The organism is Planctomicrobium stercoris (genome assembly GCF_051465655.1).
Lineage (GTDB): Bacteria > Planctomycetota > Planctomycetia > Planctomycetales > Planctomycetaceae > Planctomicrobium.
Window position 1 is genome coordinate 3,809,581 of the sequence record NZ_CP195791.1, and the last position, 22,721, is coordinate 3,832,301.

The window sequence follows — 22,721 nt, forward strand, 5'->3', positions numbered from 1 at the left end:
TTCAGTCAGGCTCTTCGGACGTAGTGACTGAGTGCCGGGAAAATCGCGAGGGAATCAGAACATCGGGCTTAAGGAGATGGTGACGCCGGGAACGCCGTCAGTTCACTTCCGGTCTCGGCATCCCAGATTCGCACCGTGCCATCTTCGCCACCACCGACCAGAACCGTGCCAGTCTCGGAAGCGACGACTGTGTGTACGAAATCCGGCAGGCCAGCAACGGAACGCACCTGTCCCCCGTCCTCGTTGACGATGCGCACGAGGGGATCACCCGACGAAGTGACGATCTGCGGAGTTGCTCCCAAAAACTGCAGGGCGGTCACTTCTTTTTGCCAGCCTTCAATCTTCTTCTTTCGTTCTCCAATGAGCAGATCCCAGATCAGAACTGCTCCATCGGCTCCAGCGGTGGCCAGTACCCGGCCATCACAGCGGTAGGCAACCCCCAGCACATGGTGCGTATGCCCTTCGTAGAGTCCCGTCTGCTTTCCGGTCGCGATGTCCGTGGTCTTCGCCAGCTTGTCCGCTCCCCCGGAAGCCAGACTGTTCCCATCGGGCGAAAACTTTACGCAAAGGATGCTGTCGGTATGACGTTCTTCCCAGTGCTGTACGACCTCTCCGTTCTCGACGTTCCAGATGGTCACATCACCGGACCGGGAAGGGACCCCTCCGCCGCTTGCGAGCAGCTTTCCATCGGGACTGAAGTCCAGAGCATTGATCCGGTCGGCCAGAGGAGACTCGGCGGTTTCCCCTCCCAGAACCCTCTCGAGTGACCATTGCGACGTCAGATTGAATTCGATGCCCGAACCGTCATGTGCCATACCCCAAAAAATGCCAGCGGAAGGCGAAATCATCTGCAATGGAATTGCCGTTCCCGGAAACTGCGCGATCGACATTCCGGAAGCAACTCCCCAGATGCGGGCTTCTCCGTTTTCGAGGAGACCGGCGATCAACTGGCCATCTGCAGAGAACGTGACGGCAATAATCTTGGTTCCCGCCGCATCGACGTTCGCCTTCTCGGCTGCCAGATCTGCGTTTGCTTTCTCCAGAGCTTTTTCGGAAGCTGCCACCTGTTCTTTCTCGGAGGTCAGCGTGGCTGCGAATGCAGTTGAGGCGGCCGTTGTCCGTTCGAGGTCGGCCTGTGCATCTTTGAGATGGTTCCGCAATTTCTGAAACGCGGACTGAGATGCGGTCGCATTGGCAGTGGCTTCTTTGAGCTTCTTTTCCAGCTCCGATTTCTGAGTCTCGAGGGCTGCATCCGGAGTCGAAGCGGCTGCGATCTGTGCGGTCAGAGCATCCAGAGACTTCTGAGCTTCATCCTGAGCAGCCTTTGCTTCTGCTGCCGCTTTCTCTTTCTCGGGTAATTCCTGATTGACGGTCTCGATCGTCTCGTTGGCTTTCTTCTGAACTTCTTCGAGCGACTTCTGCTGCCCCTCGATGCGGGTGATCTCGCCTTTATGGAAGGCAAGTTCCATCTGATGCGACGCCACGCTGCGATTGAGAGCTGCCAGATCCTGAACGTGTTTCAGGCTGTCCTTGAGCTCGATGATCTGCTTGCCGGTCTCCAGGTTCCAGATCCGGATGACACCGCCGTCACTCCCCGTCGCCAGCAATTTTCCATCTGTCGAAGCGGCCATCGATGACATGGCGGGAACACTCAACTCGTGCAGTTGCCGGGAATCGGAAAGCTGCCAGACACGCACATGCCCATCCACCGTCGCTGCGATCAGTCGATCCGGTGAACCGACGGTGAGCAGACTGGCGATGCTCCCATGCCCCGACAGAAATTCTTGCGGAGGAGCAGCTGTAACACCTGCTGCAGGTATGGCCCACACACGGATCGTTTCATCGGTTCCAGATGTGACGATCGACAGACAGTCCGAAGTGAATGTGAGATGGCTCGTCCCTTCGGGAACGGTGATCGTCGCGACTTCTGCGCCGTCCTTCACATTCCGGATCGACAGAACGGAATTCTCGAGCGTCAGTGCAATCCTCTGATTGTCGGGAGAGATGCGAAGTTGCGGACTGGCAGCTGGCTTCAAATCTGTGACTTGCGTGATCAAGTGACCATCGACTCGATTGAGTAAATGCAGTTCCCCGGAAGCGTTCAGGCAGGCGATCATCTGGCCATCAGTGCTCATTCGCGATGCAATCGTCTCCGGAACCGGAGCAGGGAGCAACTGTGAAATCGGGCTCTCGGTCTTCTTCCAAAGTTTGATTTCCCGATAGCTGCCGGAAGCCAGACGATTGCCGTCGGGGCTGAACGCCAGCGATTGAACAAGTCCGTGATGAGCGGCTGCTGGGCCGCTGGTGATGGAATCATCTTTCAGGGTGAACGCGACCTTGCGAGTGGCCAGGTCAATGATTTCCAGTTGATTGGCCCGTCCCGCTGCCCCCCAGCGGCCATCCTTTGTGACGGCCGCGCAGTACACAGGATGAACCGCTGTGGGAACCGGTTTCCATTTCACACGCTCGACTTGCTTGACCGAGGTTTTTGCACCTGCATCGATCCAGGCAGCCAGCACACTCAGTTCCGCAGCCGAAAGCGGGACAGCCCCCGTCTTATTGTCCTTCGGGGGCATGATCACGTCCCCGATCTGCCGGGCTGCCTGATAGATCAAGCTCTCTCCCGAGTTCCCAGCGACAACGCCCGGGCCGGTGTCCCCCCCTTTGAGTACGGACTCAGGAGTTTCGAGACTCAGCCCCCCTTCGGTCGTCGTCTTGTTGTGACAGGCCAGACAGTTTGACTTCAGAAAAGGAACGACATCCCGATAGAAATCGACATCCTCAGCGAAAGCTGCCGTGTGCAGCAGCCAGAATGCGATCACTAACTTCAGGCTCAGCTGAGAGCTACGCAAGCAGACGGGCAGGGGAGTCCACCGAAAATCGAAGTTCACTTGGATTCCTCAGCCTTCGGTTCGACGCGGATACGAATGGGAGTCGTGACCATGATGTCGACGATGTCCTTCGGGGCAGCAGCCTGCCTGGCCGCCTGCAGGCGGTTGTCTGCTTCCGTCCTGGTTTGCTCGGCCAGCTTGAGTGCCTTGGCTGCCTCATCCGCAGTCACCTGAGCAGCAGCCTTCTGTTCATCGGGAGCAGCCTGAGCAACATCATTTGCATTTCGAGAAGCAGAGCTGGCCGCCTCAAGAGCCTGCGAGGCCACTTGCACAGACGCTTCCGCCAGCTTCACGCGGTCGAGCCGATGCTGATGTTTTGCGACAGCTCCGCCGTAGAGGCCAATCGTGTAGTCGCCCGGAGGGGTCTTCAATTCCGCGAAATCCAGGACGAGATCGTGGGCCTCGGCCTGCAGCGGAATACTGATGTCTTTCACCTTCTCAAAGCCGGCTCCGAATGCACTCAGGCTGAAGGCGCCGGAGAATTCTTCCCGCCAGGTGAGCTTCAGAGGAATGGTGAGCTTTTCTCCCGCAGCGACGGTCCAGACCTTGTCCTCCGCCGGTGTGATCGTCAGCGGAGCGAGTTCTGCCTGTCCGATAGAGACGGGAATGTCCGCCAGCAAGCGTTGTACAGGAATCTCACCCCAGGCATCGCCAACAGGCCAGGACATGGAAGCCATCTTCCCCAAACGAGTCTCCTGCACACCGTTGATCTCCGCCTGCCCGACGAAGCGGGCGATTCCGTGACAGGGAGCCGCGTCCTCTTTCGCTGATATCAAAAGTGTCCCGGCGTTTTTTCCAGCGGGAATCGTCAATCCGGCGGCGCTGATTCCCGCGGGAAGATCTTCCAGCGAAACGCGAATCTCTCCTGCAAAATCATCTTTGCGGATTACAGCGACATCGAACGCGATCGTTGCTCCGGGACGGAGCGCGATCGGCTTGGAGAGAGCGCTGCGATCGCCGTTTCGAAGCGTCGTATGCATTGCCCAGGCGACAATCGAAAAGTCGGGACGCGCATGCCGAATCATCAACTGATAGGCACTCTGCGGGTCGCTTCGCGTTCCGCCATACAGATCGCGTAACTGCAGTCGGTACGTTCCGTCTTCGGGAATGACGAGTTTACCGAGCACGTCGGTCGACCCCGTCTGGTAGGGGGGGCCGTCATAGGAGTAGCCGTTGCTGGAGGTCCCAATCGCGTGAGGAATGTCACTGAACTCGGCGACGTCCGCAAGCACTTCACGATCGCCATCCTTGATCACCCGCTGCACCAGGACGAACGGATTCGTTGCCAGCCCGAGTCGTTCCGAGACCACTTCGATCCACCATGTCTCGGATTTCTTCGCTGTGAATTCAAAGGTATCGACATCGGCAGCGGGAAAGAACGTGCCGCCGACGACACACGGGAGCGTGATCTTCTGTGCCTGAGACTGCTTGTTGTTGGGCTCGGTGTCCGGGGTCGGCAGCAGCGCTGCCAGATCCTCGATCGGACGGGAGAAGGAGTTCACTGCCAGCGTCGCGGGATGATTCGCGATTGGGTCTGTCGGTCCCAGAGTTGTCAGTGCCAGCCGGTAGAAATGTGACGCTCCGCCCCGGAACGTGAGGTCATGGATTTTAACGACGAATGTTCCATCCGCCGGCGCGACGAAGTCGATCAGGCCAGTCAGGCGATTCACCTGCAGGTCCCGTCCCTGAGCATCAGCGACGATCACCACCGGAACCAGCTTCGAATCAATTGTCCGGGCCGCACATTCGATGATCGTCCGGGTTCCCTTCGTACTGGTGAAAGTGTAATAGTCGACCGCCTTGGCGGACGTGGTCGCGTTACAAACGCTGTTGGCGGGGAGCGCCAGCGCCGTTTCCAACGTCGTGTTGGGAGTTGACGTGACCACTTCCGGCACATGACCAATCGTGAAGGCGCGAGCTGTCGACACTCCCAAATCCGACTTCACACGGGCATCGCAGATTCCTGCGGGAGCGTCTGCAGCGATGGTGACGACAAACCTGTTCGGAACCAGCGCACCCTCAGCGGTCTTCGCTGGGACAGCACTGATGCCGGGCGATGAGAACAACAGCTCGGCATCGGTGTCATCGATATTCTCCCCCGTCACCCCGACTTCAACGGTCGTTCCGGCTTGCCCTCCCATCGGCATGATGGTCAGTAATCGAGGGGCAGGCAGGCCGACCGACTGAGCCAGGCCTGAAGAGGTCCATCCCAGAAATCCGAACGTGAGCAATCCGAAAACAGAAAGCGACCGCAGAACAGCAGGCAGGGGGCACATACAATGTCCTCGCGACTCAATGATTGAAGATGAATTCTTTGGTGTCGATCAGTGCCCAGAGCAGGTCTTCATAGGCCTGCCGCCTGGAAACTCCGACATCGAGTTCTTTGCCGTCAGCATCGAACCGCGGCTTTGCCAGATACGACTCCGCGATCTGCAGTTCTTCCTCGCGCGGTTCGCGATTGAACGCCGCCAGATACAGCTCACGGATCTTCTCCGAATCGGACTGCATCCCCTCTGCGAGCCGTTGTGCACGGCCGCCGTTGGCCGTCAACTTCTGACGAACCTCATCACTGTTCAGCAGGTGCAGACTCTGTTGCAGACTGGAACTCTGAACGCGTTCACATTCGCAAACGCTGGCGCTGTCAGGTCGCCCGAAGACCTTCAGGAAGTAAGACGACTTGTTGTAGCTGTTGTCGGGAAGTGAAATGGCGAGCGTTCCACGGGGCATGTCCGCGAAGTCGGTATGAGTCCCCGCCACCTGATCGATCGCATCCAGCAGCACCTCGGCCGGCAGACGACGCGGATAGAACCGCGAAAAGTTCTGCCGGTCGACGCCATTGAATTCATTTTCGCTCGCCGCGAACTGATAGGTCTTCGACTGCGTAATCACGCGGATGACTGCTTTGAGATCGAACCCGCTGTCCACAAAGTGTTTCGCGAGCGCTTTCAGCAGTTCCGGATTCGACGATGGATTGGAATCTCGGATGTCGTCCTCGGGCTCGATCAATCCCCGCTTCATGAAATGTTTCCAGTAGCGGTTCACCAGTGCCTGAGAGAAGAAGGGGTTATCCGGGCTCCCCATCCAGTCGGCGAGGAACAGCCGAGGATCATCATCAGGCGCGATCTCCAGTTCTCCTCCTCCCAGGATTGTGGGCTTCACCGGCTTGCGGGTTTTCTTATTCTCTGCCTGGGCGATGCCGCGCTTGTGAAAAATCAGATCCTCTCCCTGGACCGCGGTTGGACTGCGACCGATCTGGGTGAAGAAGGCAGCAAAGCCGTAATAATCCTGCTGGCTCCAGCGTTCGAAGGGATGATGGTGGCACTGGGCACACTGCATCCGCACACCCAGAAACAGCTGGGCGATGTCTTCCAGCTGCTTCTCCGGTTCCTTGACCCGTTTGTACCAGGCCACAGGGGGATTCGTAGAGATCTGACCGGTTGCTCCCAGCAGTTCACGCACCGTCTGGTCGTAAGGACGATTGGCCAGCAACCCATCCCGCAGCCATGAATAGAACGCAAAGTTGGCGATCTGGTCGCTGTTGGCTTCCCGCTTGTTCTTGAGCAGTGCAGACCATTTATTGGCAAAATAGTCAGCGTAGCTGGGACTGTTCAGAAGTGATTCAATGAGTTTGTCACGTTTCTCGGGATCGGGGTCGGCCAGAAACGTGCGTGTCTCGTCGATCGTCGGAAGATGTCCTGCAATATCCAGCGAGACGCGCCGTAAGAAGGTCGAGTCGTCGCAGACCGGTGAAGGGGGGATGCCGATCTCTTTGAGATTCGCAAAGATCAGTTCATCGACGAAGTTCTTCGGTTCCGGGAGATTGTCGACGGGTGCCCCCAGAGGAACATATGCATTGAAAACAGAGACCAGCCCTTGATAGCGAACCATCACCGCAATATTGCCGGGCAGTTCCAAGCTCTTGACGAGGCCAGTCTCGTTCGCTTCCGCCATGCTTTTGTCGTTGGGCTCGTAGACAGCAACGTCGGTCACGTCGCGAACAGAGCCATCTGAGAAATGAGCCCGGACAGTCAGTTGCTGTTCCCCCTTTGGCTGCATTGCCAGACGCGGGGGTTGAACTTCGAGCGAGACCAGATGGGGATCGGAAGCTTCCCCCATTTGCATCCCCTGTTCCATCCAGTCGACAATCCGCTGGTAACTGGGGGAACCGACTTCCAGTCTTTGACCGCCTCCATGGGGGACAGAGTTGGTCGCCTTCAGGAGCAGCAGGCTCTGTTCAGGAGACGCGGGCGAGATCCGCCTGCCGCGACCTTCCTTCACAATGTGTTCGTAATCTTCACCGGGTTCGAAGCCGTACAGCGAGAGCCTAAAACCGTTCTGGCCCATCCCTGCTTTGGCGTGACAACCTCCGCCGTTACACCCGGCCTTCGTGAGAATCGGTTCAATGTCGTTGAGAAACGTCAGCGATGTGACCGGTTCAGATGCCCCGCAATTCGAAACGGGCAGTCCCAGCAGAAAGAGCGCGATCATACCTGCGTTCAGCAGGAAGATCCCCTTCTCCATCGTGGCTGGCAGTGGTTGCTTACGAACTGGGTCACGATGGAAAAGGGAATTCAAAATGAATCCGGCGGACGACTTCATGTGGTCGCCTCCCCGCTCAGTTCGGGGATGGCCTTTCCGTCATCGACAATCGGAGTCGGACGGCCATTCAGGTCCTTAATCGCAACATGATCATACTCAATTCCGAGGTGGCGATAAATCGTGGCAAGGAAATCACCCGGTCCCAAGCCCCGCTCGGTCACATCTTCGCCCCGGCGGTCGGTGGCGCCGATCACCTGCCCGGTTCGCATCCCACCCCCGAACCAGATGTTACTGAACGCGCGAGCCCAGTGATCACGGCCCGGCTGCAGCGTTCCGGTCGGAGCACTGGCGTCTCCAGCTCCGGTGCTCCGATCGTAATTGATTTTGGGGGTTCGACCGAATTCCCCGGTCACCACAACAAGCACCCGTTTGTCGAGACCCCGCTGATAGATGTCTTCGATCAATGCCGTGACAGCCTGATCATAAGCGTGCGACCGGAATCGCAAGCCGTCGAAGACATGATGATTGACCGCGTGGTCGTCCCAGTTCTGGACACGTCCACAAAGAGGGCCGCTCAACTGGCTGGTCAGAACATCAACCCCCGCTTCAACCAGACGTCGAGCCAACAGCAGCTGCTGGCCCCAGGTGTTGCGGCCATAGCGATCGCGGGTCTCAGGATCTTCCTTCGTCAGGTCGAACGCTTCACGGGTCTGGGGATTGGTCAGCAGCGTCATGGCCTGCGATTCGAATTCATCAATCGCACCCAGTTCGCGTTCCTTGTCGAATGCTCGTTCCATCAGGTCGAGGCTCTGACGTAAGGCCACGCGATTTCCCAATCGGGTCGCTTCGGCAGCGGACGAGAGCCCGATATTGGGAACGTTGAAGTTAGGCAGGTTGGGATCTCCCGTCACAGAAAAAGGGAGATACGCGTTCCCCACGTAGGCCGGTCCGTTATATTCCAGTGGAGGATTAACACCGACGTATCGGGGCAGCGGGTTTGTGCGCGGTCCTTGCTGAGCCCGCAGATAGGTCGCAATCGACATCCAGTCCGGAAATTTGGGCTTGTCCTTATCCCGGGTATCCGGATCTCCAGAAAGCATCCGCATGCTTCCAGCGGGATGACCGGGGGAATGATGATGCATCGAACGCACGATCGTGAACTTGTCAGCGATCTTCGCATGCAGCGGGAGCAGTTCGGTCAGCTGCAGCCCGGGCACCGCCGTATCGATCGTTTCAAACGGGCCACGATACTCCGAACCGATCTCCGGCTTGGGATCATAAGTGTCCAGGTGAGACAATCCGCCCGGCAGCCAGACCATGATGACGGCGGTCTTCTGCTGAGGAGATTTGGCAGCATTCTCTGCTCGCAGCCTCGCGAGCCCCGGCCAGGTGAGGGTCGAAAACCCCGCCAGCCCCAATTGCATGAAAGAGCGTCGGTCAACGGGACCAAAGCACGGTGAAGGGGGAAACGCCGGCATGATCATGAGCCTCCTGAATACGGTGGGAGAGGAAGGCAGCGTCGTCAGTTCTGTGGGTCAGGCAAAGGCAGGCAATCGGGGAGTCTGGTGGGGAATCGAATTCAGGTTATCAAGAATTCAGCCGAATTCTATCACAATCTGGAGGTTGTCGTTTTCATTTTCGGAATTCAATTCCCGGAATCCATCAGAGATTTCTACATCAAGATCCGATGAATCACCAGCGGACTCGGTCGAGAATTGAAGGGATTTTCAAATTTTTCGAGAGATTTAAGGAATCAAATTCCTTAAACATTGTACCCCCCGAATTCGCGACGCGCGACCTCGATCGATTCAACGAACGTGGCCCACTTCCAACAGAAACGCCGCACAGTCGACATGAAAGATGGCGGATCAGAAAAGCTCTCATCGGACAGGTCGCAGCGACTCAAGGCGTGAGCGACTCTGCGCATCTTCCGGGTTCAGACGGATTGCTTCAGAGTACGCCATGATGGCCTCGGGAATGCGATTCAGACTTTCCAGCGCAGCGCCCAGGTGGAGATAGGCCGCCGCATTCTTCGGGTCAATGCTCACTCCCTTCTGCAAATGGGTGACTGCCTGCTCAGGCTTTCCCTGCGCATTCAATGCCATCCCGAGATTGATCCGGGAAAGGGCATCCTGCGGAGCGACTTTGACAGCCTCTTCAAACAACTTCGTCGCAGCCTCCAGATCCCCTTCATTCCCGTAGAGAAAGCCCAGGCGATTGAATACGTCTGGATCGGTTCGATTAATCTGCAGCGCCCGGTTCAATGCCTCCTTGGCCTTCATGAGCTCCCCTTGCTGCTGATAGACCCGACCGAGATTTTTCCATGCAAGAAAATTCTGCGGGTCGAATGAGACGAGGTGCTCGTAGGTTTCAATCGCCTTTTCACGGCGGCCTTGATGATCGTAAGTGGCCCCCAGCTTCAACCACGAAAAAATAGACTTGGGTAACGTCTCAATGGCTTTCAGAAATCGTTGCTCCGCAGCATCGAACTCCTTGGCCTCCAGGAAATGCTCGCCCACTTTGTAGTTGTAAGTTGTTACATTCGGTTCGATGTCCAGAGCATGTTGCCAGAGTGTGGCCCCATTTTTCCACGTGAAGACCTGCTGGATCGCCAACATGAAGAACAGCACCGCAGCGAGAGTGACTGCGATCGCATTCATCGTCCTTGCTGACCGAAAACGCGCGGTCCAGTCACTGAAACCCCAGACAATCATGATGCCCAGGCCGATTTGAGGAAGGTACGTATAGCGATCGGCATAGGCCTGCCCGCCGACCTGCAGGAGGCCGATGACCGGCAGCAACGAAATCACATACCAGCACCAGCCTGTCACCAGATAAGGCAGCTGGCGCCGAAAACAGAACACCGCCAGAGTAACCAGAAGCAATATGGTCGTTGAGACCCCGACGGCAATCGCGTCCCAGTTATTGACCGGATGTTCGTAAAGGATGTGCAGACGCACCGGCCAGAAGGTCTTTTCGATGTACCAGCTGTAGGCGCGAATTGCGTTCGCCAGCCGGGAAATGGGACTGATGCTGGAGTGGAGAAACGCTGCGCCGACGTGCTTCTGGGCGAATACCGTGACCAGCCCGGTTGCCAGCGAAAGGGCAAGCCAGGGAGCTTTTTCGAGAATCAATCGCTTCCACTTCGAGAAGACAAGCGGAGACTGGTCTTCACTGGTCGACTTCCAGCGTTGTAATGGCCAGTAATCCAGGCACAGCATCAGCACAGGAACGGTCACCGCCATGGACTTCGACAGCAGTGAAAGGCAGAACGCAAGCGTGGTGAACGCGTACCAGACCTTTGAATGAATCTGGGTGTACTGCCGATAGCAGAGAAACGCAATCAACGTCCAAAACAGAAACAGGACATCCCGGCGTTCGGAAATCCAGGCAACAGACTCCACGTGCAGCGGGTGGACGCCAAAGAGCAGGGCAACTGCGAAGCTGCGCCACGGGCGGTCCGTCAGCAAGAAGAGCAGCCAGAACACCATGACGGTATTGACTGCATGTAGAAGCAGATTGACAACGTGCATCGGGCCCGGAGTCATCCCCCACAGGGAGACGTCCACCTTCCAGGACATGAACGTGAGCGGCGTCCAGTTCCCTTCCGGAGCACGCGACCAGCTGGTCCAGATCCCACGTGGAGAAAGCCCTTCCTGAACATGCGGGTCGTCCACCACGAAGACGAAGTCATCGAAGTCAACGAAATCAAACCAGGCTGTCGGAAGATAAAGCACTCCCGTGACTGCAAACAGAAACAGCGAGATCCAGACCCCGCGATCTGACTGGAGCGACGTCATGCGAACTGGTGAGTGAGGGTGAACCTGTTGCGTCATACCAAGTGAAAAGTCAGGGACTCGATCCTACCAGCTTGCAAACGACGCCACTGAACGCTTCATCAACGAGGACCGAAACTTGAGAAGTCCCGTGTCGCTGTACTGACGTGGCCGACAGCATTCTGAACATCGGGTACAAAAAAACTCGCTTCTTCCGGAGAACCGAAAGAAGCGAGTTCGATACATGCAATCAGACTGAGTCCGGAATCACGGCGAATTCCCGATTCAAGTCGGCTTAGAATTCAGGCATAACCTGGCCGTCACGAATCCCGATCAGACATCCGAAGGTGTTGTTCGTGGATGAAATGGCTGTCTGAGAAGGAGTGAAGCTGATGTTTTCACTGATGAAGCGAACGGCACCGTCACCGAGCAGGAAGTGAGCCCCGCCAGTGTGGAAGCTGCTGTATGCGGTGGCATTGTTAGCATCGGTGCTGTTGATTTTGACGATCGCCCCGCCCAGGGTGTCGTTACCAGCGTTTGTTGTAATGAGGGCCAGTCCGGACAACGGAGTGGTCGTGCTTCCGACTTTCCAGGCGCGCTCACCAACCAGAACCGTGTTGCTGGTGCCGTCGGTGATGTCACGGAATCCAGTGGAAGTGTTCGTGCTGAACGCTCCGACATAACCCGTTGTTGCAGCGTTCACAGCCTGGAAACTTGCAGTTCCACCAACGGTCCCAACAGCTCCAGTTGTCCCATTGATCGTCCCTGCATTATTCGAAGCGACGTAGCTGCTGGTTGCTGGAGTTGCTGACGCAGCAGCAGCCGGAGTTGTGGCAGCAGCAGTTGTGCGGCTGGTGTTCAGTCCCGGAGCAGTATCAGAGGGGCAGAGGAAAGCCGGAAGCGGAGTCAGCAGCGCAGTCCTGCGGCTGCTGGTATTTGCGTCCGCCAGATCCTGGATCGGGGTCTGGTTACCAACGACCAAAGTGTTGAAAATGGTTGCGCCGTCAGTCTGCGGGAGGATCAACGCACCCCATGACCAAAGAGGATTGGTCGTTGCAATGGCGGTACCGTTGGTGATCAACCCCGGTGGCAGCATGTTGTAAACTTCATGGTAGTTGTGCATGGCCAACCCGATTTGCTTCAGGTTGTTCTTGCACTGCGAGCGGCGGGCAGCTTCGCGGGCCTGCTGAACGGCCGGGAGGAGCAATGCGATGAGGACTGCGATAATCGCAATCACCACCAGCAGTTCGATCAATGTAAACCCTTTACGCTGTGCCTTCATAAAAAATCTCCAATAGCCGTGAGTATGAACAGGCAGCGGACGTCACGTTCCGCTATGCCTCTCGCAAGAATCCCTAAACGCAGCTGACGCGGGAGGGTCAACACGAAAAATCGGAAGAATTTGAAACTCGCAATTTCAATCAAAATCTTCGCGAATCTGGGGTTCGGTTCAATCCTTTTCTGAATCAGCGAGATTCTGCGCGTTGCAAACCCTGTTGTCAAGGAAGTCTGGGGCAATTTCGCCTGCGCAACGAACAGCGATATCCCGTGATACGTCGCGGAAATTTGACACGATTCCAGCTGAAGCCGGCCTAATCTCGACCACCAAAGTATTGGACTTACGTCAATTTCACAGGAACAACTGCATCGTGACGCAATTCTGCAACACCGACATAAGCTGATTCCAAGACAGGAGTTGCAGTCAATATCTAACAACACGAAACGTGTCGATTATTCGCAAGTATTGTGCATTTGACACGCGAAGAATCGGTACCCGGATTCAACGATGTGAACACATCCCGAGGAATGTGGAAAAGGAGAACTGCGTCGACGCGGGTTGCGATCTCCAAATCTTCACGTCCGAGGGTCAGTCTGCAGATCGACTTTGACGCTCAATGACGTCGGTCGCGACTGGAATTCGAGATCATCGCAGGTTGTTACATCAGTGGAGACCGTCCAGCAATACGGCGCACGACGGCCCACTGACCTGCATGCATCAGCCAGTGTGACCCCTGCAACGAGAAGATCTCCGCGACAGTCGGGGCGTAGCTGACACCCGAAGGGAGCTCCAGATCTGCGGGATTCACCTGATCAAGCGCAGCGAGTGTCGCAGCCCGCTGTGCCTGAAAGGTCTGCATCAACTCCGCCTTTGAAAGGAACGCCGAAGGATCATCCGAAGCCGCATTGGCGCGGTCGTACTTCTCGACAAACCCTGCTGGCAGCGGGGGCATGGATCCAGGAAAGATCTGTTCGAGCATATGGTGTTCGCTCGAAATCAGATGTCCGAGTTGCCAGTTCACATGGTTGCATCCGGGGGCAGGCCGCAACATCATTTCAGCGTCGGTCAGGTCGTCCACGTACATTTTGCAGATCATTTCTCCGCAGTTGATTCCGATACGGAGAGCTTGAATGGCGTCCATGATTTCTTTCGATCCGGTACAGGCGACTTGAAGATGCTTGCGCAAATGAAAGCCGACGATTGTCGGGGACGACGTCCTGAAAGTCCAGCAGCTCGCACCTGTTCAATCCCCCGGAGGATGCCGCGTTGAGTCTCGTCGTCAAACTGGGAGGCAGTCTGTTTGACCTCCCTGAGTTGAAACATCGACTTCAGGAGCTGGCGGACTCGATCCCGGAGCCGATCTGGATCGTTCCCGGTGGAGGGAAGTTCGCGGACGAAATCCGTCGACTGGACGAGATTCACCGCTGGCCTCCGCAAATTTCGCATCGGCTCGCCCTGCGGTCCATGTCACTTGCCGCCCACATGCTGGCCTCGCTGTGTCCGGACTTCGAGCTGGTGGCAGACCTCAATTCACGTTTCGATTTTTCAGAAGTAAAACTGAGATCGCGTCCGCGGATCATCGATGTCGCAGGGCTCACCGGACTGGAACAGTTGCCGGCGACATGGGACCTGACGAGTGACTCCGTGGCTGCGTGGGTCGCGGGACAATTTCCAGTCGGAAAACTTCTGCTCGCCAAATCCCGGGATCTGCCATCGCCCTTTATGACCTTTGGCGACGCCGCTACGCACGAGCTGGTGGATCGTTACTTTCCGACGGCAGCAGCTGGGTTGAGTGAGGTGAGCTGGATCAACTTGCGGGCCCCTCATCTGGCGATAAAAAGATGGCCCGGTTGAGATCGAGTGCAGGGCCGCCTGAGCCGGTCGGAGCGGAATTGAGGGCTAAAACGGCGGGGGAACGCACAGAAAGAATTTGACAGGCCCGGCGATCGACGTAGCGTTTCCTCAACACCGCAATCTGCGGGACATCAGATGGGGAAGCGGCCATGTCTCTGGCAGCCAATTATCCCGGACGCTACTACGTCCGTTTCTACACGAATTATTTCGCGAACTTCTGGGAGAACATCACTCCCATGCAGTATGGCTGCCTGCTGATCTTTATTGCGATCTGCGGCTACCTACTGATGAAGAGTTCACGCTGAGAAGTCTTCATCCTGCCCGTCGTAATGATTCTCCAGGTACTCCGCCATCAGGACGTCATTGACCGCCTGCTGCTGCCGGGAGAGACGGTAGAAGGAAACGCCAAACAGCGTCGCCAGCGTTGCGGGCATCGAGAGCATAAACAGGATGCTGTACATGTACGCCTTCGGACGGGCAGCGACTGCCGGGTCTTCATTGTTCTCCAGTGCCGCTTTGCACATCGGGCAGGCTTGAACCGACGGTGCAGCAACCAGGCCGCTCAGCAGCACGATCCCCAGGCAGGCAGCTTGGAAGTTTCGACGCACCATCGGAAGTTCCCTCGAAGTTCGGAACAGGTCCACTCTTTGCCAGTTCAGTGATGTCATCATCGCTGGAAATCAATTCGCAGGCAAGAGACGAACGTCACATCCGGTACAGCATCCAGTAAATCATGACGCCCGTCACCGAAACGTAAAGCCAGATGGGAAATGTGATCCACGCCCAGCGTTTGTGAATCTTGCGTTCGTTCACCAGCTGTGCGGCATCCGCGGGGGAAATCCCGTGCGGATAGGCCTTCAGCCCATTGCGGATGGTCACGATCGCCAAGACCGGAACTGCCGTGGCCAGAATGACATGGCTGATGAGAATTGTATAGTAGATCGGTTTCATCACGCCGGTTCCGTGATACGGCTTCCCGCGCACGCCGGCATAGTGATGCAGGGCGTAGTGATAGGAAAGATAACAGGCCAGAAAGGCGATGGAGACAAAAAACGCCATGAGCATGAGTCGTTTATGGATTCGGATCTGCCCGAACTTCACGGCTGCATAGCCCTGAAGGAGCAGGACTGTGGCCATGGTGTTGAGAAGTGCGTTCGTCGCGGGGAGCCGCTGAGCCCAGGCGGGGAGCTTCGCCATCGGATCTCCCGCAGCCTGCCGGGCCAGTTCTTTTTGAGCCTCTTTCTTTTTCGCTTCCAGGGCAGCCATCATGTCCAGCGTGGCGGGTTGATATTTCAAGGGAGTCTTGATGTCCCCTTTGATCACCCGGCGGAGCGTGACCAGTTCGGAATCGACTCCGCTGTCATAGCGGCCGAGAATCCTGCCGGTGGCGTCGACGTGGATCAGGTGGTTGCTGTGGGCGAACTCCATTCCGGGGAGTCTTTCCGTGCCGACATTCTCCCAGGCGGGGACTTTGAATCCGGTGCGGATGAGCTGCATCACCTCTTCGGGCTTTCCGGTAGCGAAGCGCCAGCGGGGGACCTTGGCTCCCCAGATGCTGGCGAACTCCTTCATGATGGCGGGGGTATCGTGCTCAGGATCGACGGTGATGGTGACGAACCGGACCGGAACATCCCGAAGTTCCTGATTCAGCTCCATGATTTTCCGACTGGTCGCGGGGCACTGGTACGTGCAACGCGTGAAGACGAAATTTGCGATCCATGGTTCGCCCAGGAGAGTTTCCCGCGTAAAGGTCTCGCCATCCTGATCGATCAGCTGAAACTCTCCCACCTGCTCTGCGTCCCAGGGGACCGGAGCTTCTTTGGGACTCAGCTGTACGAACGGCGGGGGATTCTCACCCGGCTCCAAGACGATGGCGGCAGGAGCATCTTCGTCCTGGGCTTGCAGATTGAGATTGCCGCACAGACACGCACAGAGCATGACTGCGAATCGAGCAAGGAGATTCACATGACTCATTCTGCAGGCTCGATCAACATCGAGCACCTGTGAATAACTTCGCTTCATCTGCTCCGCGCTCTCTGCGAACTCCGCGTTTCAAGAAATCTTACTCGACAGATTTCCTTATCGACGAATCAGTTGATTGCCTGATCTCGTCGGGTGACCCAGATGTCGATCAACAGGCAGCCGACGGCGAATGCTGCCGTCACCACCAGACACAGCCAGAACGGAGGAAGGTGACTGACAGCAGCCGGGTTGGAACTCATGACGCGACGCAGACCTGCCACGCCGTAGGTTAGCGGGTTGAGTGCCATCAGCCATGACAGCCAGACGCTCTTGTCGCCGGGGAAGAACGCCCCGGAGATCAGCCACATCGGCAACAGTACGACGCTCATCACTCCGTGGTACCCCTGCGTGGAATCGATCTTCCATGCAAAGAAATAGCCCAGGGCACACAGGCCCAGCGAGATCAATGCAAGGAACAGCACTGCTCCAAGCATTGCTGGAATCGAAAGGTTCAGCTGCATTGCGGGAGCCAGTCCGACGAAGTGCAGCATCGGTGCAATCAGCACGAACAAAAACGCCTGCAGAAGGGCGAGGAACGTTCCGCCGAGGACTTTGCCGAGCACGATCGATGAGCGTGGAACGGGGGCGACAAGGACTCCCTGCAGGAACCCTTCATTGCGATCCTGAATCACAGAGATCGAGGAGAAGATCGAAGTGAAGAGCACAATCAGGACAGCGACGCCCGGCAGGAAGTACTCCTGAAACGACGTCACCGACTCTCCTTCGCCAGCCCCCATCTGGAACGAACCGGCCAGACCCGCGCCGAAGAGGATCCAGAAAATGATCGGCTGCCCAACGGCACTCATCACGCGGGAACGCTGGCGTAAGAATCGAACCACTTCCCGGACAGCAAGCGTATAAGACGCCCACAGCCAGGCCTGTGACGATTGCGGTGGAACAGTTGCGGCCGGACTAGTCATGTGAACCTCGCTTCTTTTTCTTCTTCCCGGTCGGTTCCGCTTCAACTGACTGCAGTCCGCGTCCCGTCAACTTGATGAATACGTCTTCCAGAGTCGGCTTGCCCAGCGTTAATGACCGGAATTCTCCAGGCATGGTTGTGGCGATGTCGCTGAGGAGTTCGTGTCCCCGCTCCCGTTCGATCCGGAGCGAATCCCCGACCCGGCTCACCTGCACGCTGTAGCGTGATTCCAGCTTGCTTCGAAGCTCATCCGGATGATCGGTCTGCAGGGTCAGACTGTCACCTCCGACCTGTGATCGCAGTTCACCCGGCTTGCCGAATGCGATGAGCTTGCCGAGATCGAGAATCGCCAGCTGGGTGCAGCGATCCGCTTCTTCCATCAGATGCGTGGTGACCAGAATCGTTACGCCGTCCGTGTCCCTCAGCGACTGCAGGATCTTCCACAATTCATGACGGGCCCCGGGATCGAGACCGGTACTCGGTTCATCCAGCAGGAGAATTCGTGGACCATGCAGCAGGCACTTGGCAATTTCCACGCGTCGTTTGAGTCCGCCGGACAGCTTTTCAGCGAAGTCGTGGGCACGATCTGCAACGCCGAGTTGTTCCAGCACGGTCTCACAGCGGGACTTGAGCACCTTTCCGGACAGGCCGTACAGATGACCTTGATGAATCAGGTTTTCTTTGACCGTCAACTTGACGTCGAGGCTTGGCGATTGAAACGTGACGCCAATCTGCCGTCGCACTCCATCGGGATCGGACGCGACGTCGTGACCGCCGATTACCGCTGAACCGTTTTGAACCGGCAGCAAGGTCGACAGAATCCGGAACAGCGTCGTCTTGCCGCTTCCGTTCGGACCGAGCAAGCCGAAGATTTCGCCCGATGCGACTTCAAAACTGACCCCTGCAAGTGCCAGTCGTTCGCCGTAGCGATACTCCAGCTGTTCGAGAACGACGGCGGCCATGGCAACTCTGTTTCAGGTGGGAAAAGGAAATAGCAGGTGATCGGGGGGGAACCTTGTCCCCGCATTTCGACAGGCGACGATTCCTGGCGACAGTGGACTATAGACCATCGCATGGCTTCATCGCCAACGAGATGAGTGGCACTTTGCGGGACGGGAGAAAGAGGCCTGAGAATTCAGACGATTGCCAAGAGCGAATCTCACGAAAGTGTGGCGCTCCGGCGGCGATCCACACAGCTTTCGAACGACAAATTTCCCTGGATCGCCGCCACATTCCCCTGAGACAGCGGCTAATGAGCGGCGTCGCCGGGGGCCATCTGCTCAGACTCTCCTTGCGGAGGGGGCGGATTGAGTCCCTCTTCAACAGCCTGAGCGGCACGCGCCTGCGGAGCTTCGTTCGTGTAGTAGTGCATCGCTACGTCCGGCGCCAGGGCCACCATCAGCCCCACAGCGAGAATAGCGGTCGGGGCCAGAATGATGAACTTCCAGCGTCCCTCGAACTTCAGGTGCATAAAATACGTCAGCACGAACAGGGCTTTCGCCATGGCAACCGCCAGCACCAGCGCCACCAGCAGAAGCGGCGTGATTTCCACAATATCGAGCGCCACGGAGATTGCGGTGCAGATACACAAGGCGATGAAAATCGCGAAGTAATTCACGCGGGGATGCGCATCCAGATGATCCTGTCCCGCCAGATGTACCATGATTCAGACTCGCAATTCAGAAAGCTGTGTTCAGGTGTCTGGGGTGTGAAAAGCGGCTGGCCGTGACCAGAAACTTTTCGCAACCCACCTTAAGCCCGTGACGTCAAATATTCCCCGGAACGATGTACAGCAAAGGAAACAGGAAGATCCACACGAGATCCACAAAGTGCCAGTAGAGACCGCTGTTTTCGACCCAGTTGCTCCACTTGTCGCTGAGCTGACTTCCCTGTGCCAGCACCATCAGGAACAGGATCATCCCCACGAGAACGTGGATGGCATGAAAGCCGGTCATCAGGAAGTAGGTGGACGCGAATAGGTTGCCGTACACAATCGGGTGGTGCAGATTGACCGAGCCCAGCAGGCCGGCATACTTGAGCTTCTGCGACTTGATTGACTTGGCTTCGACAGTCTGCCAGTGCCCATCGGCTCCTTGAATTGCAGCCTGTCCCGGCTCGAGTTTGGGGAAATGCAGATCTCCTTCGACATCAGCTGCCTGACGGCTGACTTCACGGCCCGCCTTGTCATGCTCTTCATGACCGGCGGTGTGCGTCCCTTCGGCATGCTCGTGAACGGAATGGATGATCTTCGGATTGACGAAGACCCCGGTGACCTCCTGTCCGGCAACATCGAACGTCCCGAAATGCCGCAGGTCGAAAATCGTCTTTTCCGCTGAGGCCAGTGTCACCTTGTTGGCGGATACAGCGTCGCGATATTTGGAGAATTCTGTATTCAGATCGGCCCAGGCCTGCAACTTCTCCTTGCGGGCCCCTTCAGCGGTATCAATCTCCGAAAGAAGTGTCGCTTGTTTGATATGCAGCGGCTCTTTGCCGGGGACGAGTGAGTTCAGTTCACGATCCATCCGCTTCTTCCAGTCATCCTTGAGGATGCGAACGGCCTGCAGATCGGTCTCCGGGATCAGACCGGGGAGAATACGGTGGTCGATCTTTCCATAGTACTCGATCCCCTTGATTCCAAGGAACAGGCACGAGCACAGGAACGTACAGGCGATAAAATTCCAGGCACGTTTGTATTTGCCTTGCGCCATGGCTTCATGAGCCAGCACGACGAAATAGCTGGAGGTCAGCAGGACGAAGGTGTTTGTCCCGCCCGCCCAGATCTTGATATGCGTCACGTTTGTATCGGTCGGCCACCCGGGCGAACCGAAGTACAGCACGATGTAACTGCCGATGAAGGCTGTGAAAAACATGATTTCCGTGCCGAGGAACAACCACATTCCCAGCTTGGCATTGGAAATTGGGAGTCCCATTCGCAGCGCCGGAGCGTGGGAAGCATGTCCGTGAGATGGAGCACTGTGCGACATGGATCAGGAAACCTCTCAAGCGGCCGAGGCCGGGAATGGACTGAACAGTTTCGCCTGGAATCTGGGTTTGCTGCTTTTCTGGGTTTCAGATTGATTGAGTCAGACTGCCTTCAACCCCTCAACCTTCAACCCCTCCCTCACTGCAATAATCGCAGATGGTCGACACTCAATGCTGCCAGGACGCCAGGCAGATATGCCAGCGACACCCAGACGACATGGCGTGCCCGGATGCGTGACTCCTGCCATTGAAACCGGAATGCCGACCAGACATAGGCGGCGCCCAGAAGGGTTGCAACCACTCCGTACAGATCACCAGCCAGACCCAGCTGCACCGGCAGAAGGCTGACGGGAATCAGAACCAGTGCGTAACCAGTGCTGATCGCACCAATGATCCCGGGACGACCGTTGCCCGGAACCATCTTCAGTCCCGCCTGTTCGTACTGGTCTTTGTAAATCCAGGCAATCGCCAGGAAGTGCGGAAACTGCCAGATGAAGAGAATGGCAAACAGGCTGAAGGCGGCAAGATCAAGCTGTCCACCGGCAGCGGTCCAACCCAGCACCGGAGGAAGTGCCCCGGGGATAGCGCCGATGACTGTGCACAGCGAGGTGTGTCGCTTCAGCGGCGTATAACAGGCGGCGTAAAGGATGATCGTCGACAGCGTCAACCATGCCGTCAGAGCGTTCACGAAGAACATCAGGTACGCGAACGAGGTGACTCCGCAGGCCAGGGCGAAATAGAGGACCTCGCGGGAATTCAGTCGGGCCGATGGCAATGGACGATTCTGCGTCCGGGGCATCAACCGGTCTGTCTTCCGCTCGAGATACTGATTCAATGCACTCGACGCGACGACCGCCAGCAGGATGCCGATGCTCGCATGCACGAGTGGGAGCGTCCGCCATTGACCTTCGCTGGCGAGCAGATATCCGACCGCCGACGCCAATAGCACCATCAACGCGATCCGGGGTTTGCCCAGCTGCGAGTAGGCTGCCAGTCGACTGGACTGCAGTTTAATCTCGGGATAGTCGATCGCGACCGGTTTGGAAGTTTGGGGTCTCGTCGAGACGGGGGGGGCGAGTGAGTTCATTGAGCTCCCCCGCTTTGTGCCAGTTTCCCTGTCCGTCGAATCTCAATTGCGGGGTCCGTCGTGCGCGGGGAAACCCCGGCGACGCGAAAGACCTTCACCGCATAAACCACCGCCGTCATCAGCGTGATCACTCCCCAGACCATGTGTGCAGTCCGAAACAAAATCTGTTGCTGAGAATCCGCCACAGCCACGTATCCGAGTCGAGCGAATCCAAATTTGAAAAACCAGGTCGACAATCCTAACAAAACCTGGCCCAGGGACACGACCAGCAGCACCATCGCCCCCCGGCGGATCCACACACTGTCCGAATATCGAGAGAATATCGCATTCACGAAGATGAATATCAGGGCCAGGATCCCCAGCCCCAGATGCTCATGCAGACCTGTTCCCTGATGCCGGATCAGACTCCCCAGAATATACTGTAACGCCAGCAGCACCAAGGTAGTTGCGGCCATTCCCTTGAGCGTTCCCAAGGGCCTGTGCGAGGGGTGTTCGGCGGCTGTGCGCCAGCCGGTGCCGGTCACGACTGCCAGCGTTCCCATCAGTGAGAAGACAATGGCTGCGAAGATCCCGTGCAGCATCGCCAGACCGCGGTCGTTCAGCTGAACACGGAATCCGCCGAGCAGTCCCTGGCAGATGACTCCGAGCAGAATGGAGATTGCCAGTCCCTTCACCCAGCGCCGAGACTCGGTGTTCAGCGTGACGATGACCAGGGCAATCGACCAGATTCCGATCAGCATCCCAGCGAGCCGGTGGCCGTGCTCGAGAAACTTGTTCCAGTCGACGGCAAAGTCCTTCAGCCAGGGATAGGTAACCATCAGGTAACCGTCCGAGGTGGGCCAGTCGGCAAATGCCATCCCCGCATGTTTGGTGGTCACCAGCGCCCCGAACGTGAGGGTGATGAGCGCCACGCAGAGCTCGCTGATGGCAAGCCGATGAAGCCAGATTGGGGATTTGTCATTTGTCATTTGTCGATGGTCATTTGTCATTTCGGCAAACGACTTCATTTTTTCGATTGTGTTGTGGCTAACGATTTACCGAGGATACGAACGAGTTCGTCGGATTCCTGGGTGACCTCTGTCATCCGAGACTTCGGAATCAGCCTGGCCTTTTCGATCAGTCGCAGCCAGTAACGCGATTCACGCAACTCTTTGATGGCGATCCGTAATTTGTGGATAAAGTCCCTTCGACTCTCAGCCGACCGTCCTTCTTCATAATTTGGACCAGCAGCGGTTCCGCATCGGATCAGCTGGCCGGCGATGTGCCTTCCCAGTCGCGTATCCGGCAATGCATCAACGACCTTTCCAATTCTCACCGCGAGTTCCATCAATCGATCGGAAAGTTCATCCGGAGTCATTTGCGGCCCAGTGGT

18 protein-coding genes are annotated in these 22,721 nt (G+C 57.0%); 2 read left to right on the forward strand and 16 right to left on the reverse strand.

The window, feature by feature from the left end:
• Positions 1–68: 68 nt before the first annotated feature.
• The 7 genes from SH661x_RS15465 to SH661x_RS15495 all read right to left on the reverse strand — a co-directional run bounded on the left by SH661x_RS15465 (position 69) and on the right by SH661x_RS15495 (position 13,626).
• Positions 69–2,822 carry a c-type cytochrome domain-containing protein gene (locus tag SH661x_RS15465; protein ID WP_437223142.1) on the reverse strand — a complete coding sequence of 918 codons (2,754 nt, stop codon included), beginning with the start codon at positions 2,820–2,822 and terminating at the stop codon, positions 69–71.
• A gap of 65 nt (positions 2,823–2,887) precedes the next feature.
• Positions 2,888–5,167, reverse strand: coding sequence for a serine protease (locus SH661x_RS15470; protein WP_437223145.1), 2,280 nt, complete (start codon positions 5,165–5,167; stop codon positions 2,888–2,890).
• 16 nt (positions 5,168–5,183) lie between these two features.
• Positions 5,184–7,490, reverse strand: coding sequence for a DUF1549 and DUF1553 domain-containing protein (locus SH661x_RS15475; RefSeq protein ID WP_437223148.1), 2,307 nt, complete (start codon positions 7,488–7,490; stop codon positions 5,184–5,186).
• Positions 7,487–8,854 (reverse strand): DUF1501 domain-containing protein, encoded by a 1,368-nt coding sequence (locus SH661x_RS15480; RefSeq protein WP_437223150.1) that lies wholly within the window; start codon positions 8,852–8,854, stop codon positions 7,487–7,489. The genes SH661x_RS15475 and SH661x_RS15480 overlap by 4 nt, the downstream gene beginning before the upstream one ends.
• Positions 8,855–9,310: 456 nt before the next feature.
• On the reverse strand, positions 9,311–11,230 hold the full coding sequence (locus tag SH661x_RS15485) for a tetratricopeptide repeat protein (protein WP_437223153.1): 1,920 nt from the start codon (positions 11,228–11,230) through the stop codon (positions 9,311–9,313).
• Between the two features lie 271 nt (positions 11,231–11,501).
• Positions 11,502–12,488 carry a DUF1559 family PulG-like putative transporter gene (locus SH661x_RS15490; protein ID WP_437223155.1) on the reverse strand — a complete coding sequence of 329 codons (987 nt, stop codon included), beginning with the start codon at positions 12,486–12,488 and terminating at the stop codon, positions 11,502–11,504.
• 655 nt (positions 12,489–13,143) lie between these two features.
• Positions 13,144–13,626, reverse strand: a complete 483-nt coding sequence (locus tag SH661x_RS15495) for a DinB family protein (RefSeq protein WP_437223158.1) — start codon at positions 13,624–13,626, stop codon at positions 13,144–13,146.
• A 125-nt stretch (positions 13,627–13,751) separates the two neighbouring features.
• Here SH661x_RS15495 and SH661x_RS15500 point away from each other — a divergent pair, with 125 nt between their 5' ends.
• The gene (locus SH661x_RS15500; protein ID WP_437223160.1) at positions 13,752–14,339 is read left to right on the forward strand and encodes an amino acid kinase family protein; all 588 of its coding nucleotides are present in this window, start codon (positions 13,752–13,754) and stop codon (positions 14,337–14,339) included.
• A 149-nt stretch (positions 14,340–14,488) separates the two neighbouring features.
• Entirely contained in the window at positions 14,489–14,644 is a 156-nt protein-coding gene (locus SH661x_RS15505) for a hypothetical protein (RefSeq protein ID WP_437223162.1), read from the forward strand.
• Here the strand turns inward: SH661x_RS15505 and SH661x_RS15510 are convergent.
• The 9 genes from SH661x_RS15510 to SH661x_RS15550 form a co-directional block, all read right to left on the reverse strand.
• Positions 14,636–15,010, reverse strand: coding sequence for a hypothetical protein (locus SH661x_RS15510; RefSeq protein ID WP_437223164.1), 375 nt, complete (start codon positions 15,008–15,010; stop codon positions 14,636–14,638). The genes SH661x_RS15505 and SH661x_RS15510 overlap by 9 nt on opposite strands.
• 34 nt (positions 15,011–15,044) lie before the next feature.
• Positions 15,045–16,313, reverse strand: coding sequence for a DUF420 domain-containing protein (locus tag SH661x_RS15515; protein ID WP_437223167.1), 1,269 nt, complete (start codon positions 16,311–16,313; stop codon positions 15,045–15,047).
• Between the two features lie 116 nt (positions 16,314–16,429).
• Complete coding sequence (locus SH661x_RS15520) at positions 16,430–17,281, reverse strand: ABC transporter permease (RefSeq protein ID WP_437223170.1); 852 nt, start codon at positions 17,279–17,281, stop codon at positions 16,430–16,432.
• A complete protein-coding gene (locus SH661x_RS15525) occupies positions 17,274–18,242 on the reverse strand; it encodes an ATP-binding cassette domain-containing protein (RefSeq protein WP_437223172.1) in 969 nt (322 codons plus the stop codon). The genes SH661x_RS15520 and SH661x_RS15525 overlap by 8 nt, the downstream gene beginning before the upstream one ends.
• Positions 18,243–18,529: 287 nt before the next feature.
• A complete protein-coding gene (locus SH661x_RS15530) occupies positions 18,530–18,943 on the reverse strand; it encodes a cytochrome C oxidase subunit IV family protein (RefSeq protein WP_437223174.1) in 414 nt (137 codons plus the stop codon).
• Between the two features lie 103 nt (positions 18,944–19,046).
• Positions 19,047–20,264, reverse strand: coding sequence for a cytochrome c oxidase subunit 3 (locus tag SH661x_RS15535; RefSeq protein ID WP_437223176.1), 1,218 nt, complete (start codon positions 20,262–20,264; stop codon positions 19,047–19,049).
• 137 nt (positions 20,265–20,401) lie between these two features.
• Positions 20,402–21,349: a heme o synthase gene (gene cyoE, locus SH661x_RS15540; RefSeq protein WP_437223179.1), complete on the reverse strand. Its 948-nt coding sequence runs from the start codon at positions 21,347–21,349 to the stop codon at positions 20,402–20,404.
• A complete protein-coding gene (locus tag SH661x_RS15545; RefSeq protein ID WP_437223181.1) occupies positions 21,346–22,317 on the reverse strand; it encodes a COX15/CtaA family protein in 972 nt (323 codons plus the stop codon). Before SH661x_RS15545 ends, cyoE begins: the two co-directional genes overlap by 4 nt.
• 35 nt (positions 22,318–22,352) lie before the next feature.
• Positions 22,353–22,706: a four helix bundle protein gene (locus tag SH661x_RS15550; protein ID WP_437223184.1), complete on the reverse strand. Its 354-nt coding sequence runs from the start codon at positions 22,704–22,706 to the stop codon at positions 22,353–22,355.
• Positions 22,707–22,721: the final 15 nt, after the last annotated feature.

What these genes read in the sequence shown, in the direction of transcription:
- SH661x_RS15470 (WP_437223145.1), bottom strand. Translation starts at nt 5,167, where the DNA reads ATGTGCCCCCTGCCTGCTGTTCTGCGGTCGCTTTCTGTTTTCGGATTG.
- SH661x_RS15475 (WP_437223148.1), bottom strand. Translation starts at nt 7,490, where the DNA reads ATGAAGTCGTCCGCCGGATTCATTTTGAATTCCCTTTTCCATCGTGAC.
- SH661x_RS15480 (WP_437223150.1), bottom strand. Translation starts at nt 8,854, where the DNA reads ATGCAATTGGGGCTGGCGGGGTTTTCGACCCTCACCTGGCCGGGGCTC.
- SH661x_RS15485 (WP_437223153.1), bottom strand. Translation starts at nt 11,230, where the DNA reads ATGACGTCGCTCCAGTCAGATCGCGGGGTCTGGATCTCGCTGTTTCTG.
- SH661x_RS15490 (WP_437223155.1), bottom strand. Translation starts at nt 12,488, where the DNA reads ATGAAGGCACAGCGTAAAGGGTTTACATTGATCGAACTGCTGGTGGTG.
- SH661x_RS15495 (WP_437223158.1), bottom strand. Translation starts at nt 13,626, where the DNA reads ATGGACGCCATTCAAGCTCTCCGTATCGGAATCAACTGCGGAGAAATG.
- SH661x_RS15505 (WP_437223162.1), top strand. Translation starts at nt 14,489, where the DNA reads ATGTCTCTGGCAGCCAATTATCCCGGACGCTACTACGTCCGTTTCTAC.
- SH661x_RS15510 (WP_437223164.1), bottom strand. Translation starts at nt 15,010, where the DNA reads ATGATGACATCACTGAACTGGCAAAGAGTGGACCTGTTCCGAACTTCG.
- SH661x_RS15515 (WP_437223167.1), bottom strand. Translation starts at nt 16,313, where the DNA reads ATGAGTCATGTGAATCTCCTTGCTCGATTCGCAGTCATGCTCTGTGCG.
- SH661x_RS15520 (WP_437223170.1), bottom strand. Translation starts at nt 17,281, where the DNA reads ATGACTAGTCCGGCCGCAACTGTTCCACCGCAATCGTCACAGGCCTGG.
- SH661x_RS15525 (WP_437223172.1), bottom strand. Translation starts at nt 18,242, where the DNA reads ATGGCCGCCGTCGTTCTCGAACAGCTGGAGTATCGCTACGGCGAACGA.
- SH661x_RS15530 (WP_437223174.1), bottom strand. Translation starts at nt 18,943, where the DNA reads ATGGTACATCTGGCGGGACAGGATCATCTGGATGCGCATCCCCGCGTG.
- SH661x_RS15535 (WP_437223176.1), bottom strand. Translation starts at nt 20,264, where the DNA reads ATGTCGCACAGTGCTCCATCTCACGGACATGCTTCCCACGCTCCGGCG.
- cyoE (WP_437223179.1), bottom strand. Translation starts at nt 21,349, where the DNA reads ATGAACTCACTCGCCCCCCCCGTCTCGACGAGACCCCAAACTTCCAAA.
- SH661x_RS15545 (WP_437223181.1), bottom strand. Translation starts at nt 22,317, where the DNA reads ATGACAAATGACAAATCCCCAATCTGGCTTCATCGGCTTGCCATCAGC.
- SH661x_RS15550 (WP_437223184.1), bottom strand. Translation starts at nt 22,706, where the DNA reads ATGACTCCGGATGAACTTTCCGATCGATTGATGGAACTCGCGGTGAGA.